Source organism: Streptomyces sp. NPDC054883 (assembly GCF_053610645.1).
This window is the reverse complement of the sequence record NZ_JBSGYT010000013.1, coordinates 49,507-62,552: the sequence shown is the minus strand read 5'-3', so window position 1 is coordinate 62,552 and position 13,046 is coordinate 49,507. Positions and strand designations below refer to the sequence as shown.

The window sequence follows — 13,046 nt, the reverse complement described above, 5'->3', positions numbered from 1 at the left end:
GTGGTGGAAGCGCTAGCGGATCACAAGGAGTGAGATTTCAGATACTGATAGAGAACGAAAGGGTGCTCAGCAGCGCGCCTACTTCACTCCGCAGTCGATCAACTGCATAGAGCAATCGACCTTCTTGGCGCAAAGGGACCGAAATCGCCACGGTTGCAGCGGTATCTCCCACCGTAATGGGGATCGCAGCACACACCGTGCCCAATACATATTCCTGACGTTCGGTAACCGGCTGCATTGGCTGCAGGGTGGCGAGGCGTTGCTCCAAAGCACGTTCGTCCCGCACCGTGTAAGGCGTAACCGCGCCAACCGGATGCCGGCCGTAGTGGTCCTTGCGCGCCTTCTCGTCAAGTTGGCCGAGGAGGCACTGGCCGATCGCGTGCGCGTGTCCGGTCTCCCGGAAATCCGCCCACTCTTCGCAGGCAGGGGCGGCTGGGGTGTCCGATACGCCCACCACCTCGATCTCACCCTCGCGGTAGACCGCGAAGTAGACGGGGGCCCCGATCACGTCGCGGAAGTGCGCCAGGGAGTCGACGATCATGCTGCGACGTTTCTGCTGGAGTCCACCGCTCGCCAGGCGCCAGGCAGCGTCACCGAGCAGGAAGACCCCGCCCTCGCGGCGCAGATAGCCCTCGTGCGTCAAGGTACGCAGCAGGTGGTACGCGGTGGGGAGCGGGAGGCCGGCTTCGCGCGCCAGCTGTTTCGCCGGGGCTCCCGCGCTGTGGGAACCCACAGCTTCGAGCAGTCTCAGCGCCCTCTGCACCGAAGCGATCAGCGTGGGCACGGCGGCGTTGTGGACTGCGGACAAAGCTCACCCCCAGGCGTGACGGCGGGCTCAAGGGTGGCCCGCCCTGCGGGGGCCGCCCCCGCGTATGCCGTGGATCCTGGGGGTCGCGCTTGACAGCTGATGGAGATAACCGCAGGTCAGAACGATGATACCGCTGTGGGTACCCAGGGACGGCCCAGATTGGCACTCTATCCGCCGGTTCTGACCGGGTGAGGGGTTTCGTGCCTCACGTTCCCCCGGCTGGGTTAACGCGGACACCGCCCGGGTCGTGCGTCCTACCACTCACCGGAGGATGACTTCGATCCGCTCCGGGTGAATTTCTTCACCACGAAGATCAATCCGCCCACGAGGGCCACGAAGAGCAGCAGTTTGAAGACGAAGGCGATCAGTGTCCCGAGGATGGTGGTGATCAACCCTCCGAACACGAACAGCGCCAGCAGCGGAACGGCGACCCACTTGACCCACCAGGGCATGCCCTCGAACATCGCTCGGATCCGGTCCATGTCCACAACCTCTTCCTCGTCCGTGACTTCCTGCATCCGATGCTAGGAGGCCGCGTTCTCGTCCGGGGGCCCTCGAGCCCTCGGAACCCCCTGACCTGACCCTTAGGGGGATCGGGGGCCCGACCCTCAGCCCTCCGGCGGGGAGAACACCACCATCACTTTGAGCGGTTCGGTGATGTGGTGGAACTTGTGCGGCACCCCGGCCGGTACATAGACGACGCTGCCGTTCGCCACCGTCGTCGTCTCCTCCCCGACCGTGATCGAGGCCCGGCCGCTCACGACGAAGTACACCTCGTCCTGGCGATGCGGCTGTTGCGGGTCGCTCTGTCCGGCATCGAGCGCGTACAGCCCGACCGACATGTTGCGTTCTTTCAGGAATTGCAGGTACGCGCCGTCGTTGGCAGCCCGTTCCGCTTCGAGCTCGTCCAGCCGGAAGGCTTTCATCCTTGTCCTACCCCTTGCTCCGCGGCGCCGTGGAATCCGCTGATCTGACGATGTCCCACCAGGATCTTCTCTGCAACGATCGGGCACATGACGAATTTCGTAGTCAAGACGCTCGCCAACGCGGCGGCCCTGGCCGTGGCCATCTGGCTGGTCGCCGGCATCACGCTCGACGAGGACGGGAACAGCACCGGCAAAAGGGTGCTCACTCTGATCCTGGTCGCCTTGGTCTTCGGCCTGGTCAACCTCATCGTCAAGCCTGTGGTGAAGCTGCTCTCGCTCCCGCTCTTCATCCTCACCCTCGGCCTGTTCACCCTGGTGGTGAACGCCCTGATGCTGCTGCTGACCTCCTGGCTGGCCGAGCAGTTCGACCTCAGCTTCCACGTCGATGGGTTCTGGGCCGCGCTCATCGGTGGTCTGATCATCTCCGTCGTCTCCTGGGCCGTGAACCTCGCCCTGCCGGACAAGAGCTGAGCGGCGGCCCCGTATCGCGTGCTTTGAAGGAGCCCCCCGTGAACGATCTCCCCGTCTCATCGGCGGACCTGTACGGCGACGGGACCCGGGCCGTCCGCGCCGGGCTGCCCCATCCCGTGAAGAACGAGCCCGCGTTGCCGGGGCCCGTCTTCGCCGCCCACTTCCACCTCCCCGGCGAGGTCGAGGGACCGTACGCCTACGCCCGTGACAGCAACCCGACCTGGACGCTGCTGGAGCGGGCCATCAGCGAACTGGAGGCCCCCGGACGGGACGGCGTGGAAACCATCGTCTTCGCGTCCGGCATGGCCGCCGTCTCCGCGGTTCTCCTGTCGCAGACCCGCGCGGGCGATACCGTCACCCTTCCCTCCGACGGCTACCAGGCACTGCCACTGCTGCGGGAGCAGCTGGAGGCGTACGGAATCCACGTGCGCACCGCCCCGACCGGCGGCGACGCCCAGCTCACGGAGCTCGACGGGGCTCGGCTGCTCTGGATCGAGACGCCGTCCAACCCCGGACTCGACGTGTGCGACGTACGGCGCCTGGTGTCAGCGGCGCACACGGGCTCCACCCTGGTCGCCGTCGACAACACCCTCGCCACGCCGCTCGGGCAGCGGCCGCTGGAACTCGGCGCGGACTTCTCCGTCGCCAGCGGTACCAAGGGGCTCACCGGCCACGGCGACCTCCTGATCGGCTACGTTTCCTGCCGCGACCCGGAGCTTGCCGCCGGGGTCCGTCGCTGGCGCAAGATCGTCGGAGCCATCCCGGGCCCGATGGAAGCCTGGCTGGCCCACCGTTCGCTGGCCACGATCCAGCTGCGGGCCCAGCGCCAGTGGACCAACGCACTGGCCGTCGCGGAGGCGCTGCACGAACGCGCGGACGTGACCGGGCTGCGGTACCCGGGGCTACCCTCGGACCCTTCGCACAAGACGGCCGCCCTGCAGATGAACGGCTTCGGGTCGGTGGTCTCGTTCACCCTGGCGGACCGGGCGCACGCCGAACGCTTCATGGGAGCCCTGCATCTGGTGGAGGACGCCACGAGTTTCGGCGGAGTACGGTCCACCGCCGAGCGTCGCGGGCGATGGGGCGGGGACGCCGTGCCGGAAGGCTTCATCCGCTTCTCGGCCGGCGCCGAGGACACCGACGACCTGGTGGCAGACGTACTCCGGGCACTCGATGTGGCGGGCCGGGAGGGCTGACCGAACGAATGAGGGCGGTCCGAGCCTCCCCCCTCTTGGCTCGGACCGCTCTCGGGTTCCCTCGGTGAAGAACCACGTCCACAAGGCTAGTTGACTCAGCGTCAGAGTCCAATCACGGTAGCGACAGGGGCCTATCGGCATATTTATAGTTGAAGGCCCCAACGAGAGGGGCCGCCATGGACCTGGCCCTGCTGCGTACCTTCGTCGCGGTGCACCGGGCCGGCTCGTTCACCCGGGCCGCCACGCTCCTCGGGCTGTCCCAGCCCGCCGTCACCTCGCAGATCCGCACCCTCGAACGGCAACTGGGCCGGCCCCTCTTCCACCGCCGGGCACGGGGGGTGACGCCCACCGCCATCGGTGACGAACTCGCCCACAAGGCCGCCCCACACCTCGACGCTCTGCTGCGCATCGCCGAGACGGAACGGGAGGCCGCCGGCGCGTTACGGACGCTGCACATCGCCGGTCCGCCCGAGTTCGTGTGCCATCGCGTCCTCCCCGCCCTGGCGCCCCTGGTCGGTCAGGGGCAGACCCTGCGCACCGCACTCCAGGCGGACGCCGAGGAGGCCCTCGACGGGCTGTCCGCCGGACAGCACGACCTCGTGGTCACCACGGGGCGGCCACGTGGCGGGCCGGTCACCGCCACGCCCCTGTGCGACGAGGAGCAGGTGCTGGTCGCCGCTCCCTACTGGGCCGCCCTCGTCGATCCCGACCTGCTGCGCGACAAGGGCCCCGGCGGTCCGGCCGCCCTCGACGGGATCCCGGTCGTGGAAGTCCACGAGAGCCTTCCTCTCGTCACGCGCTACTGGGCCGCCGTCTTCGACGCGGTGCCGGAAGCCGCCGCCACCGTCGTCGTGCCCGACCTCAGGGCCGTACGGGAGTGCGTGCGGGCCGGCGCGGGGCTCGCGGTTCTGCCCCGCTACCTCTGCCAGGAGGCCCTGGACCGGGGTCAGATCGTCTCCCTGCTCGAGCCCGCGGTACCACCGCTGCGTACCTGGTTCGTCGTCGTACGGACCGGGAGCCTGGCACTCGCCCACCTCGCCCGGGCCCATGACCGGCTGCTGCGCGCCGCCGTGGACTGGTGATCCGGCGCATCCCGGTACCCCGTCACCGCAGAGTCCACCTCGTGGAAACCGCGGGTTTCGCAGGCGGGCGTTTCAGAAGCGGAAGAGTGGGCCACTCTTCACCCATGACCGAACGTCCCGTGGTCAAACGCACCGCCCGCGCGATCCTGCTCGACGGTGACGACCTGATCCTCATCAAGCGCACCAAGCCCGGCGTCGACCCGTACTGGCTCACTCCCGGCGGGGGAGTGGAGCCGACGGACGCGACCGTTGTCGACGCCCTGCACCGGGAGGTACACGAAGAACTGGGCGCCAAGATCGTCGATGTGGTGCCCTGCTTCGTGGACACCGTGGAGCACATCGCCGATGGCGGCGTGACCGGCGTCAAGGTGCAGCACTTCTTCGTCTGCCGTCTCGAATCCATGGACCCCGCCCAACGGCACGGCCCCGAGATCGACGAACCCGAAGGCGAGTACGAGATCGTCCGCGTACCGTTCAGCCGGGTCGGCATCGCGGCCGTGCACCTCGTCCCGCTCTCCCTGCGCCACTACCTCGACGGAAACATCGAGGGGGTACGGGCCATGCACGCGCCCGACCTGGGCTGATCCGCCGCCGAGGCGGGAGGAAGCCCGGCGGGTCGTTCAGCCGGCGACGCCCACCAGCTCCTCGACCGAGTCGTAGCGGATCCGCTCCCCCGGGATGCCGATCCGCTTGAGCGCGTCGACACCGCTGCGGATCATCGCCGGGGGGCCCGAGATGAAGGCGTCGTACGAACTCCACGGCCCGTTCACACCGACAGCCTGGGGCAGCTGCCCCGCAAGCCCTTCCCCGACGACCGGACGCACCGACAGCCACGGATGGGAACGCTGCAGCCCGAGCAGGGTGTCCTTGTCGTACAGGTCATTGTCGCTGCGCGCCCCGAAGAACACTTCCATCCTGCGCCGTTCACCGTGCTCTGCCACGTCCTCGATCAACGCCTTGATCGGGGCGATGCCCGTGCCGCCGCCGAGGCAGAGCATCCCGTTGTCCGTGCTGTGGTCCACCACCATCGATCCGGCCGGCGGCCCCAGACGTAGAACATCGCCCGGGCGGGCGTGCCGCACGAGGGCGTTGGAGACCCAACCGGCCGGAACGGCCTTGACATGGAAGGACAGCAGCCCGTCGGCGCGCGGGGCGGAGGCGAAGGAGTAATGCCGCCAGACTCGTGGCCACCACGGGGTTTCCAGACTGGTGTACTGGCCCGCGAGGAAGGTGTACGGCCGGTCCGGGCGCACCGTCAGCACCGCGATGTCCGGTGTCCGCAGATCGTGGGCGACCACCTCCGCCTGCCACCAGGCCGGTGCTCTGACCTCGTCCTCGGCCGCCGCGTCGATCATGATCTGGGAGATCGCGGTGTACGTCCGGACCCACGCCGCCTCGGCTTCCGGCCCCCAGGTCGCCTCCGCGTACCGGGCCAGCGCCCCCATGAGTGCCTCGCCCACCACCGGGTAGTGGCCGGCCATGGTGCCGTACTTGCGGTGACCGGTACCGAGCCGGCGCAGATAAGGGGTGAGCACCTCGGGGTTGTCGATGTGTTCGGCGGCCGTGAGGAGCGCCTTCAGCAGCCGGTCCCGTTGGGAGTCCATGGCCACGGGGAACATGTCACGCACCTCGGGGTGCCGGGTGAATATCAGGGCGTAGAAATACGAGGTGACCTTCCCGGCGATGGGCGCGATCTCCGCGAGCGTTTGGCGGATGAGTACGGCATCGGGGGAAGGCTCGGTCGCCCCGGCGCCGGGGGGTATCCGGTCCGTCCCCCGTCTAGCCGGTCTGGTGGGCGGAGCGTCCATGCGGTGCCTCGCTTAGAGCATCTCGGTCGGTCTGCACACACCACGGTCGAATCCGTGGTTCCGGGCTTTACAGCGTGCCAGCGGACCGTGTGCCCCGCGGGGGAATACGGAAACTTGGCGCTCGGGTCCCTCCTTCCCCCTAAGATGCGGCGAATTCCGGGCGTGCCGTCCCGAGGAGCTGGTATGCCTCGCGCAGGTCCCGGCCCTGGTAGATGTACGTGGCCCGCTCCGCTAGATACGGGCGTGCGTTGACTGCCACCGATGTCGGCACCGCATCGAAGAGCACCGAATCGGTCAGGGAATCCCCGTACGCGACGCAGTCGTTCCGGCTCACTCCGAACCGGGCGCACAGGCGGTCCGCGACCTCGACCTTCCCCTCGGGTGTAAGGATCCCCGTGACGTCCATGGGACCGGCGAAGGGCACGGCGGGGTAGATCGAGCCGTGCGCGGCGTCCGCCCCCCACTCCAGGAGCAGCTCGACGAAGAACGAGGGCGACAGCGAGATCACCGCGCAAAGGTCGCCCTGTTGTCTGATCTCCTGCCACACGTCTCGGATCCCCTCGAGCCACGGGGCGCCGTCGAACGCCGCCCTGACATGGGCGGTCGTCAGGTCCGACCACAACGCGTGTGCCGCCAGTGAGAACTCCTGCGGGCCGATCTCCCTTGCCGCGAAGGCCCGTTCCAACTCGGCGATCTCTTGGCTGACGCCGAGCTGCCGCGAGATCTCGACGGGGGCCGCCGATCCGTACATCAGGGTGCCGTCGAGGTCGAAGAGGTGCAGACGCGTCATAGTCGTCGAGGCTAGCCTCCATGTTTCACGTGAAACAGCGTGTTTCACGTGAAACATGGCCTGGTCCCGCGCAAGGCAAGACCGTCGCCGCGTGAACGGGCGGATGTTTCACGTGAAACGACCCACGCATCAAGCTGCTGGATCTCCCAAATCCTCTGGACGCCCTCCGTGTCATGATCCAGGCTGAGCCGGTGACACCACCAGAGCTCACCGACCTACCGATCCGTCCGCTGGCCCTGAACGATCTCCGCCACTGCGCCGACCTCTCCGAGGACCGCGGCTGGCCCCGCGAGGATCACAAATGGGGACTCCTCCTTGCCGCCGGAAACGGCTACGCCATCGACGCTCCCGACGGCAGAGGCCTCGCTGCGGTGTGCGTCGTCACCCGATACGGCCAGCCACACGCCGATCCGGAGCTCGCCGCGATCGGCATGGTCCTCGTCGCTGAGCGGTACGCCCGGCAGGGCCTGGGGCGCCGCCTCATGACACACATCTGCGATGACGTCCTCAAGGGCATCCCGCTGACGCTCCATGCAACTCCCTACGGGCGCCCGCTCTACGACGAGCTCGGCTTCGACACCATCGGCAGTGCGGAAATGCTGCAGGGCAGCTTCCAGCCGGGTCCCGCACGGTCTGTACCGGAAACCGCGGCTGTGAGGCGCGCCACGGCAGATGACCTCGCCCGGATCATCCACCTGGATACGGAGGTGTTCGGTACCGACCGCACCCACATGATCACGCGGCTGCCCGCCTTCGCAGACAAGCTGTTCGTCGCCGAGGACACCTCCGGCGGGCTCACCGGCTACGCCGCCCTCTGGCCCAACATGGAAACCCATGTCGTCGGACCGCTGGTCGCCCAAGACACGGCCACTGCCCAGGCCCTGGTCACCGCCCTGGCGGCTACCACCGAGCGACCGCTCCGTACCGATGTCGACGTGCGCCACGAACAGCTGCGCATCTGGCTCAAGGACCGTGGCCTCAGCTCTCTGGCGGTAAACGCCGTGATGAGCCGTGGCCTCTCCGGCCTCCCGGGCGACTGGACACGCCGCTGGGCTCCGATCACCGTCGCCGCGGGCTGAGGAAGGGAGAACCACGATGTCCGACCACGAGCTGACCATCCGCCCCGCGGCCGAGGCCGATCTGCCCGAGATCGTTTCCATGCTTGCCGACGATCCGCTCGGGGCGACCCGCGAATCCCCGGAGAACCTCGCGCCCTACGCCGAGGCTCTCAAGTGCCTGAGGGACGACCCCCGTCAGCACATGATGGTGGCCGTCCGCGGTGAGCGGGTCGTGGGAACCCTGCAACTCACCGTCGTCGCCGGCCTCTCCCGCAGAGGGGCCACCCGAGCCATCATCGAAGGAGTTCGCGTTCACGCCGATGAACGTGGCAGCGGCCTGGGCACCCGACTCATCGAATGGGCGATCGAACAGTCTCGCCGGGAGAACTGCGCGCTGGTCCAGCTCACCTCGGACGCCACACGGACCGACGCGCACCGTTTTTACGAGCGGCTCGGTTTCACCGCTTCCCACGTCGGGTTCAAACTCGCGCTCTGACGGATCCCCCGACAGCCGGGCCATTGTCCGTGGCCCGGCCTACGCTCAGGAGGGTGAGTCTCACCCTCCCTCTCATCACACAAGCCGAGCGCCGCCACCGGCTCGGTCGCCGCCACTGCCTGGCTCCTTCGGCTCGTGCGGCCACCGTCCCCCAGGCGGCGGACGCCGTCGTCGCCCTGCACGCCACCGATGCCGCGACCGTGTTCCTCTCCGCCCGTGCACGGCTCACCGAAAGCGGTCCCGCCACGGTCGAACAGGCCCTCTACGGGGACGTGGGCCTGGTCCGGTTGCTGAGCATGCGCAATACCCTGTTCGCCGTCTCCACCGAACTCGCGCCCTACGTCGACTCGTCCACGGCCCGAACCATCGCGGTCAAAGAACGCCGGAGCCTCCTCAAGCACCTGGAAGAGGACGGCCAAGGTCTCGACGCCGCCTGGCTGGCCGAAGCGGAGCAGGCCGCACTCGACGCACTCGACTCTCAGGGTCCTTCCACCGGCGGCCAGCTGTCAGCCGCCGTGCCCGCTCTGCGTCGGAAGATCACCGTGGGCCGAGGCAAGAAGTACGAGGCGGAGACCGGTGTCGCGACCCGCGTCATCCGCCTCCTGGCGGCCGATGGCCGGATCCGGCGCGACCGTCCTCGCGGGGCGTGGACCTCCAGCCAGTACCGCTGGGTCCACACCGAGCCCTGGCCGGCCGTACCCGTCGCCGAGGCCCGCGCCGAAATCGCCCGCCGCTGGCTGCACGCGTACGGTCCGGCCACCGAAGCGGACTTCAAGTGGTGGACGGGCTGGACCCTGACCGACGCCCGCAGTGCACTGGCCGCCACCGGGGCGGAACAAGTCCGCCTCGAAGACGGCATGACCGCCCTCGTCAGCCCCGGCGACACCGCTCCCGTTCCCGCCCCGGAGCCTTGGGCAGCGCTGCTGCCGGCGTTGGACCCCAGCGGGATGGGCTGGGCCGACCGCGGCTTCCACCTGAATCCGGCGTACCGGACCGCTCTGTTCGACTACGCCGGCAACATCGGCCCGACCGTGTGGTGGAACGGCGGGATCGTCGGTGGTTGGGCTCAGCGCTCCGATGGCCGGATCGTCTGGCGGCTGCTGGGAAGCGGGGGCGGCGCCGTCGAGCGGGCAGTGACGGCCGAGGCCACCCGCCTCGCCGAGTGGATCGGGGACGCCCGGATCACTCCCCGCTTCCGCACTCCGCTGGAGCGCGAGCTGGTCTTCTGAGAGGCGGCCCGCGCCGTCCCCTACTGCCCGATGCCGCGCCAGCCCTGGGAGTCCACCCCGCCCGGGACCGGGGCCCCGGTGTCGTACGGCTCCCTGGTGAAGACGAACGAACCGAGGTCGAGGTGGCTCACGGAGCCGTCCGTCCGCCGGACGGCGCGCAGCGTCTCGCCCGCGTAGTAGCCGTTCAGGCCCGTCCAGCTGCCGTCCTGCTCGGCGCGGAACCTTGCCGTGCGCCCCGTCGGCCCCATCGGTCCTAGCTCCAGCAGCCCGTCGGACGTCAGCCGCACCACCTGGGCCGCCGTGCCCCAGAACCACGGGCCGCACAGTTCGAGCGCCACCGGATCCGAAGCGAGGAAGGGCCGCCACGGCTCGGGGATGCGCGGCTCGGCCTCCGCCACGATGGTGACCAGGTCCACGGCGACCGTCGTGGCGGGCAGTCCCGAGGTGCAGTTCGCCAGGACCACCGCTGCCACGTCGTCCGCCTCGCTCAGCCACAGTCCCGCGACGAACCCGGGCAGCGATCCGCCGTGCCCCGTCAGCGAGCGCCCACCGTGGTCCAGCACCTGCAGTCCGAGTCCGTAGCCGTTCGCGGTGGCACCCGGCTCGGGTGCGACGGCCGGTGTACGCATCTCTCGCAGTGATTCGGCGCTCAGCACGCGGGCGTCACCCCGAACGAGGAACGCCGCGAACCGTGCCAAATCTTTTGTCGTAGACCACAGTTGACCGGCCGCAGCCATGATTCCCAGATCCTCGACGGCTTCGGGCATCATCACGTCCGCCCATGGGTGCACCGCCCAGCCGCCGGCCTGCGGAGCCTGCGGACGCACCGTCGTACGGCTCAGCCCCAGCGGCTCCAGCACCTCGGCCCGGAGCACGTCTTCCCAGGGCTTGCCGCGCACCGCCTCGACGAGTGCACCGAGCAGGGTGTAGCCCGGGTTGGAGTAGTGGTGCCGCAAGCCCGGCTCGAAACGGAACGGCTCGTCTCCGAGCACGTCCGAGATCGCCGGCCGCAGCCCGGCCGGGGTCCGCTCCCACCACTGGCCCGGCGTCTCGGCCGCCAGCCCGCCGGTGTGGGCCAGCAGCTGCCGGACGGTCACCTCACCGGCCCCCGTGCCCGGCAGGTGCTTCTCCAGTCGGTCACCGAGTTCCAGCAGGCCTTCGTCCCGCAACCGCATCACCAGTACGGCGGTGAACGTCTTGGTGATCGAGCCGATCCGGTACTGGACGTTCCCGTCCGGGCCGTGTCCGTCGACGGAGGTCCGGGACCCTTCCCAGACCACCTCCCCGCCACGCACGACAGCCGCGACTACGGAGGGCGCACGCCCCTCGCTCTGCGCCACGGCGATCCGGTGCCGCAGCGCGCGACGGGTGGAAGGGAGCGGTTGGTGATCCTCAGATACGGCAGCCATGATCGGATGCTACGTGTTGGCCATGTCCACGAACCGCGAATAATGGCCCTGGAAGGCCACCGTGATCGTCGCGGTAGGGCCGTTACGGTGCTTGGCCACGATCAGGTCGGCCTCGCCCGCGCGGGGCGATTCCTTCTCGTACGCGTCTTCACGGTGCAGCAGGATCACCATGTCGGCGTCCTGCTCGATCGAGCCCGACTCACGCAGGTCGGAGACCATCGGCTTCTTGTCCGTACGCTGCTCGGGGCCACGGTTCAGCTGGGACAGCGCGATCACCGGGACCTCCAGTTCCTTCGCCAGCAGCTTGAGGTTTCGGGACATGTCCGAGACTTCCTGCTGACGGCTTTCGGGACGGCGCGAGCCGCCGGACTGCATCAGCTGCAGGTAGTCGATGACGACGAGCGAGAGGTCGTTGCGCTGCTTGAGCCGACGGCACTTCGCACGGATCTCCATCATCGACAAGTTGGGCGAATCGTCGATGTACAGGGGGGCGGCGGAGACATCGGGCATACGGCGGGCCAGCCGGGTCCAGTCGTCGTCCGTCATGGTGCCGGAGCGCATGTGGTGCAGCGCGACCCTGGCTTCCGCCGAGAGCAGGCGCATCGCGATCTCGTTGCGGCCCATTTCGAGGGAGAAGATGACGCTGGGCAGATTGCTCTTGATGGAGCAGGCGCGGGCGAAGTCCAGGGCGAGCGTCGACTTTCCCATGGCAGGGCGGGCCGCGATGACGATCATCTGACCGGGGTGCAGGCCGTTGGTCAGGGAGTCGAGGTCGGTGAAACCCGTGGGAACGCCGGACATCTGGCCGCTGCGTGAGCCGATCGCCTCGATCTCGTCGAGGGCGCCCTCCATGATGTCGCCCAGCGGCAGATAGTCCTCCGACGTCCGCTGTTCCGTGACCGCGTAGATCTCGGCTTGGGCGCTGTTGACGATCTCGTCGACGTCGCCGTCCGCCGCGTATCCCATCTGCGTGATCTTCGTACCGGCGGCGACCAGTCGGCGCAGGACGGCTCTCTCGTGGACGATCTCCGCGTAGTACTCGGCATTGGCCGCTGTCGGCACGGACTGCACCAGGGTGTGCAGGTAAGCGGCGCCGCCGACCTTGCTGATCTCTCCGCGCCGGGTCAGTTCGGCGCCGACGGTGATCGGGTCGGCGGGCTCACCCTTGGCGTACAGGTCGAGGATGGCCTGGTAGATCGTCTCGTGCGACGGCCGGTAGAAGTCGTGCCCCTTGAGCACCTCGACCACGTCGGCGATGGCGTCCTTGGACAGCAGCATGCCGCCGAGGACGGACTGCTCCGCGTCGAGGTCCTGAGGCGGGACCCGCTCGAAGCCGCCGCCCCCGCCGTCCCAGGAGCCGCCCTCGCGCCCCCGGTCCTGCTGGTCGTCACCACGGCCGCGGCCGTCACCGCCACGGCGGGAACGGGCGGGCAGACGGTCTCCCGGACCGCTGTCGGCCCAGGGGTCGTCCATGGGCTCGGTCAAACTCACCGGGCCGCCTCCTCCCGTCCGCAACGCGGACCTCGCCGTGCCACTCTTTCTAGGGGACGGCTCTGACATTCGGGGACCCCGGATCGGCTGTCGGCGCATCGGGGCAACGCACAACGGTAGGGCCGCGGACGACGTCAGCCAATCTTGTTATCCACAGGCTGTGTGGATGAGATGTGGACGACGGCGCCAATGCTGTGGGTAACTCCCTCGAAGCTGTGCACGGACCGGGGGACGACGTTGTGGACAAAATCACCTGACCACCCTGAACACCCCGCTGACCTG

The 13,046-nt window shown here is 68.7% G+C and carries 14 protein-coding genes; 7 read left to right on the top strand and 7 right to left on the bottom strand.

What is annotated here, in order from left to right; all coding sequences use genetic code 11:
• Positions 1 to 37: 37 nt before the first annotated feature.
• The 3 genes from ACWGH1_RS12580 to ACWGH1_RS12570 all read right to left on the bottom strand — a co-directional run bounded on the left by ACWGH1_RS12580 (position 38) and on the right by ACWGH1_RS12570 (position 1,734).
• Positions 38 to 784 (bottom strand): IclR family transcriptional regulator, encoded by a 747-nt coding sequence (locus tag ACWGH1_RS12580; RefSeq protein WP_453351834.1) that lies wholly within the window; start codon positions 782 to 784, stop codon positions 38 to 40.
• Positions 785 to 1,062: 278 nt separating this feature from the next.
• The gene (locus ACWGH1_RS12575; RefSeq protein ID WP_453408667.1) at positions 1,063 to 1,290 is read right to left on the bottom strand and encodes a DUF5326 family protein; all 228 of its coding nucleotides are present in this window, start codon (positions 1,288 to 1,290) and stop codon (positions 1,063 to 1,065) included.
• 126 nt (positions 1,291 to 1,416) lie between these two features.
• Positions 1,417 to 1,734, bottom strand: coding sequence for a cupin domain-containing protein (locus ACWGH1_RS12570; protein WP_453351836.1), 318 nt, complete (start codon positions 1,732 to 1,734; stop codon positions 1,417 to 1,419).
• A gap of 87 nt (positions 1,735 to 1,821) precedes the next feature.
• Here ACWGH1_RS12570 and ACWGH1_RS12565 point away from each other — a divergent pair, with 87 nt between their 5' ends.
• The 4 genes from ACWGH1_RS12565 (at position 1,822) to ACWGH1_RS12550 (ending at position 5,067) form a co-directional block, all read left to right on the top strand.
• Positions 1,822 to 2,205, top strand: a complete 384-nt coding sequence (locus ACWGH1_RS12565; protein ID WP_453351837.1) for a phage holin family protein — start codon at positions 1,822 to 1,824, stop codon at positions 2,203 to 2,205.
• A 38-nt stretch (positions 2,206 to 2,243) separates the two neighbouring features.
• Positions 2,244 to 3,401, top strand: coding sequence for a cystathionine gamma-lyase (locus ACWGH1_RS12560; RefSeq protein WP_453351838.1), 1,158 nt, complete (start codon positions 2,244 to 2,246; stop codon positions 3,399 to 3,401).
• A 176-nt stretch (positions 3,402 to 3,577) separates the two neighbouring features.
• Positions 3,578 to 4,483, top strand: coding sequence for a LysR family transcriptional regulator (locus tag ACWGH1_RS12555; RefSeq protein ID WP_453351839.1), 906 nt, complete (start codon positions 3,578 to 3,580; stop codon positions 4,481 to 4,483).
• A 104-nt stretch (positions 4,484 to 4,587) separates the two neighbouring features.
• Positions 4,588 to 5,067 carry an NUDIX domain-containing protein gene (locus tag ACWGH1_RS12550; RefSeq protein ID WP_453351840.1) on the top strand — a complete coding sequence of 160 codons (480 nt, stop codon included), beginning with the start codon at positions 4,588 to 4,590 and terminating at the stop codon, positions 5,065 to 5,067.
• Positions 5,068 to 5,103: 36 nt separating this feature from the next.
• On the opposite strand, the gene ACWGH1_RS12545 is transcribed toward ACWGH1_RS12550, so the two are convergent.
• Positions 5,104 to 6,291, bottom strand: coding sequence for a globin domain-containing protein (locus tag ACWGH1_RS12545; protein WP_453351841.1), 1,188 nt, complete (start codon positions 6,289 to 6,291; stop codon positions 5,104 to 5,106).
• 139 nt (positions 6,292 to 6,430) lie between these two features.
• Positions 6,431 to 7,081, bottom strand: coding sequence for an HAD family hydrolase (locus ACWGH1_RS12540; protein WP_453351842.1), 651 nt, complete (start codon positions 7,079 to 7,081; stop codon positions 6,431 to 6,433).
• A 191-nt stretch (positions 7,082 to 7,272) separates the two neighbouring features.
• On the opposite strand from ACWGH1_RS12540, the gene ACWGH1_RS12535 reads away from it, so the two are divergent.
• From ACWGH1_RS12535 to ACWGH1_RS12525, 3 genes are read left to right on the top strand one after another with little or no spacing between them, the layout of a single operon-like run.
• Positions 7,273 to 8,160 (top strand): GNAT family N-acetyltransferase, encoded by an 888-nt coding sequence (locus ACWGH1_RS12535; protein WP_453351848.1) that lies wholly within the window; start codon positions 7,273 to 7,275, stop codon positions 8,158 to 8,160.
• A 16-nt stretch (positions 8,161 to 8,176) separates the two neighbouring features.
• A complete protein-coding gene (locus ACWGH1_RS12530; RefSeq protein ID WP_453351843.1) occupies positions 8,177 to 8,635 on the top strand; it encodes an N-acetyltransferase family protein in 459 nt (152 codons plus the stop codon).
• A 53-nt stretch (positions 8,636 to 8,688) separates the two neighbouring features.
• Complete coding sequence (locus ACWGH1_RS12525) at positions 8,689 to 9,864, top strand: winged helix DNA-binding domain-containing protein (RefSeq protein ID WP_453351844.1); 1,176 nt, start codon at positions 8,689 to 8,691, stop codon at positions 9,862 to 9,864.
• 20 nt (positions 9,865 to 9,884) lie between these two features.
• Here ACWGH1_RS12525 and ACWGH1_RS12520 read toward each other — a convergent pair whose 3' ends face one another.
• Together ACWGH1_RS12520 and dnaB are read right to left on the bottom strand one after the other, a co-directional pair.
• Positions 9,885 to 11,273 carry a serine hydrolase domain-containing protein gene (locus ACWGH1_RS12520; RefSeq protein WP_453351845.1) on the bottom strand — a complete coding sequence of 463 codons (1,389 nt, stop codon included), beginning with the start codon at positions 11,271 to 11,273 and terminating at the stop codon, positions 9,885 to 9,887.
• A 9-nt stretch (positions 11,274 to 11,282) separates the two neighbouring features.
• Entirely contained in the window at positions 11,283 to 12,746 is a 1,464-nt protein-coding gene (gene dnaB, locus ACWGH1_RS12515; protein ID WP_361312984.1) for a replicative DNA helicase, read from the bottom strand.
• Positions 12,747 to 13,046: the final 300 nt, after the last annotated feature.

What these genes read in the sequence shown, in the direction of transcription:
- ACWGH1_RS12550 (WP_453351840.1), top strand. Translation starts at nt 4,588, where the DNA reads ATGACCGAACGTCCCGTGGTCAAACGCACCGCCCGCGCGATCCTGCTC.
- ACWGH1_RS12565 (WP_453351837.1), top strand. Translation starts at nt 1,822, where the DNA reads ATGACGAATTTCGTAGTCAAGACGCTCGCCAACGCGGCGGCCCTGGCC.
- ACWGH1_RS12575 (WP_453408667.1), bottom strand. Translation starts at nt 1,290, where the DNA reads ATGGACCGGATCCGAGCGATGTTCGAGGGCATGCCCTGGTGGGTCAAG.
- ACWGH1_RS12540 (WP_453351842.1), bottom strand. Translation starts at nt 7,081, where the DNA reads ATGACGCGTCTGCACCTCTTCGACCTCGACGGCACCCTGATGTACGGA.
- dnaB (WP_361312984.1), bottom strand. Translation starts at nt 12,746, where the DNA reads ATGGACGACCCCTGGGCCGACAGCGGTCCGGGAGACCGTCTGCCCGCC.
- ACWGH1_RS12570 (WP_453351836.1), bottom strand. Translation starts at nt 1,734, where the DNA reads ATGAAAGCCTTCCGGCTGGACGAGCTCGAAGCGGAACGGGCTGCCAAC.
- ACWGH1_RS12530 (WP_453351843.1), top strand. Translation starts at nt 8,177, where the DNA reads ATGTCCGACCACGAGCTGACCATCCGCCCCGCGGCCGAGGCCGATCTG.
- ACWGH1_RS12520 (WP_453351845.1), bottom strand. Translation starts at nt 11,273, where the DNA reads ATGGCTGCCGTATCTGAGGATCACCAACCGCTCCCTTCCACCCGTCGC.
- ACWGH1_RS12545 (WP_453351841.1), bottom strand. Translation starts at nt 6,291, where the DNA reads ATGGACGCTCCGCCCACCAGACCGGCTAGACGGGGGACGGACCGGATA.
- ACWGH1_RS12555 (WP_453351839.1), top strand. Translation starts at nt 3,578, where the DNA reads ATGGACCTGGCCCTGCTGCGTACCTTCGTCGCGGTGCACCGGGCCGGC.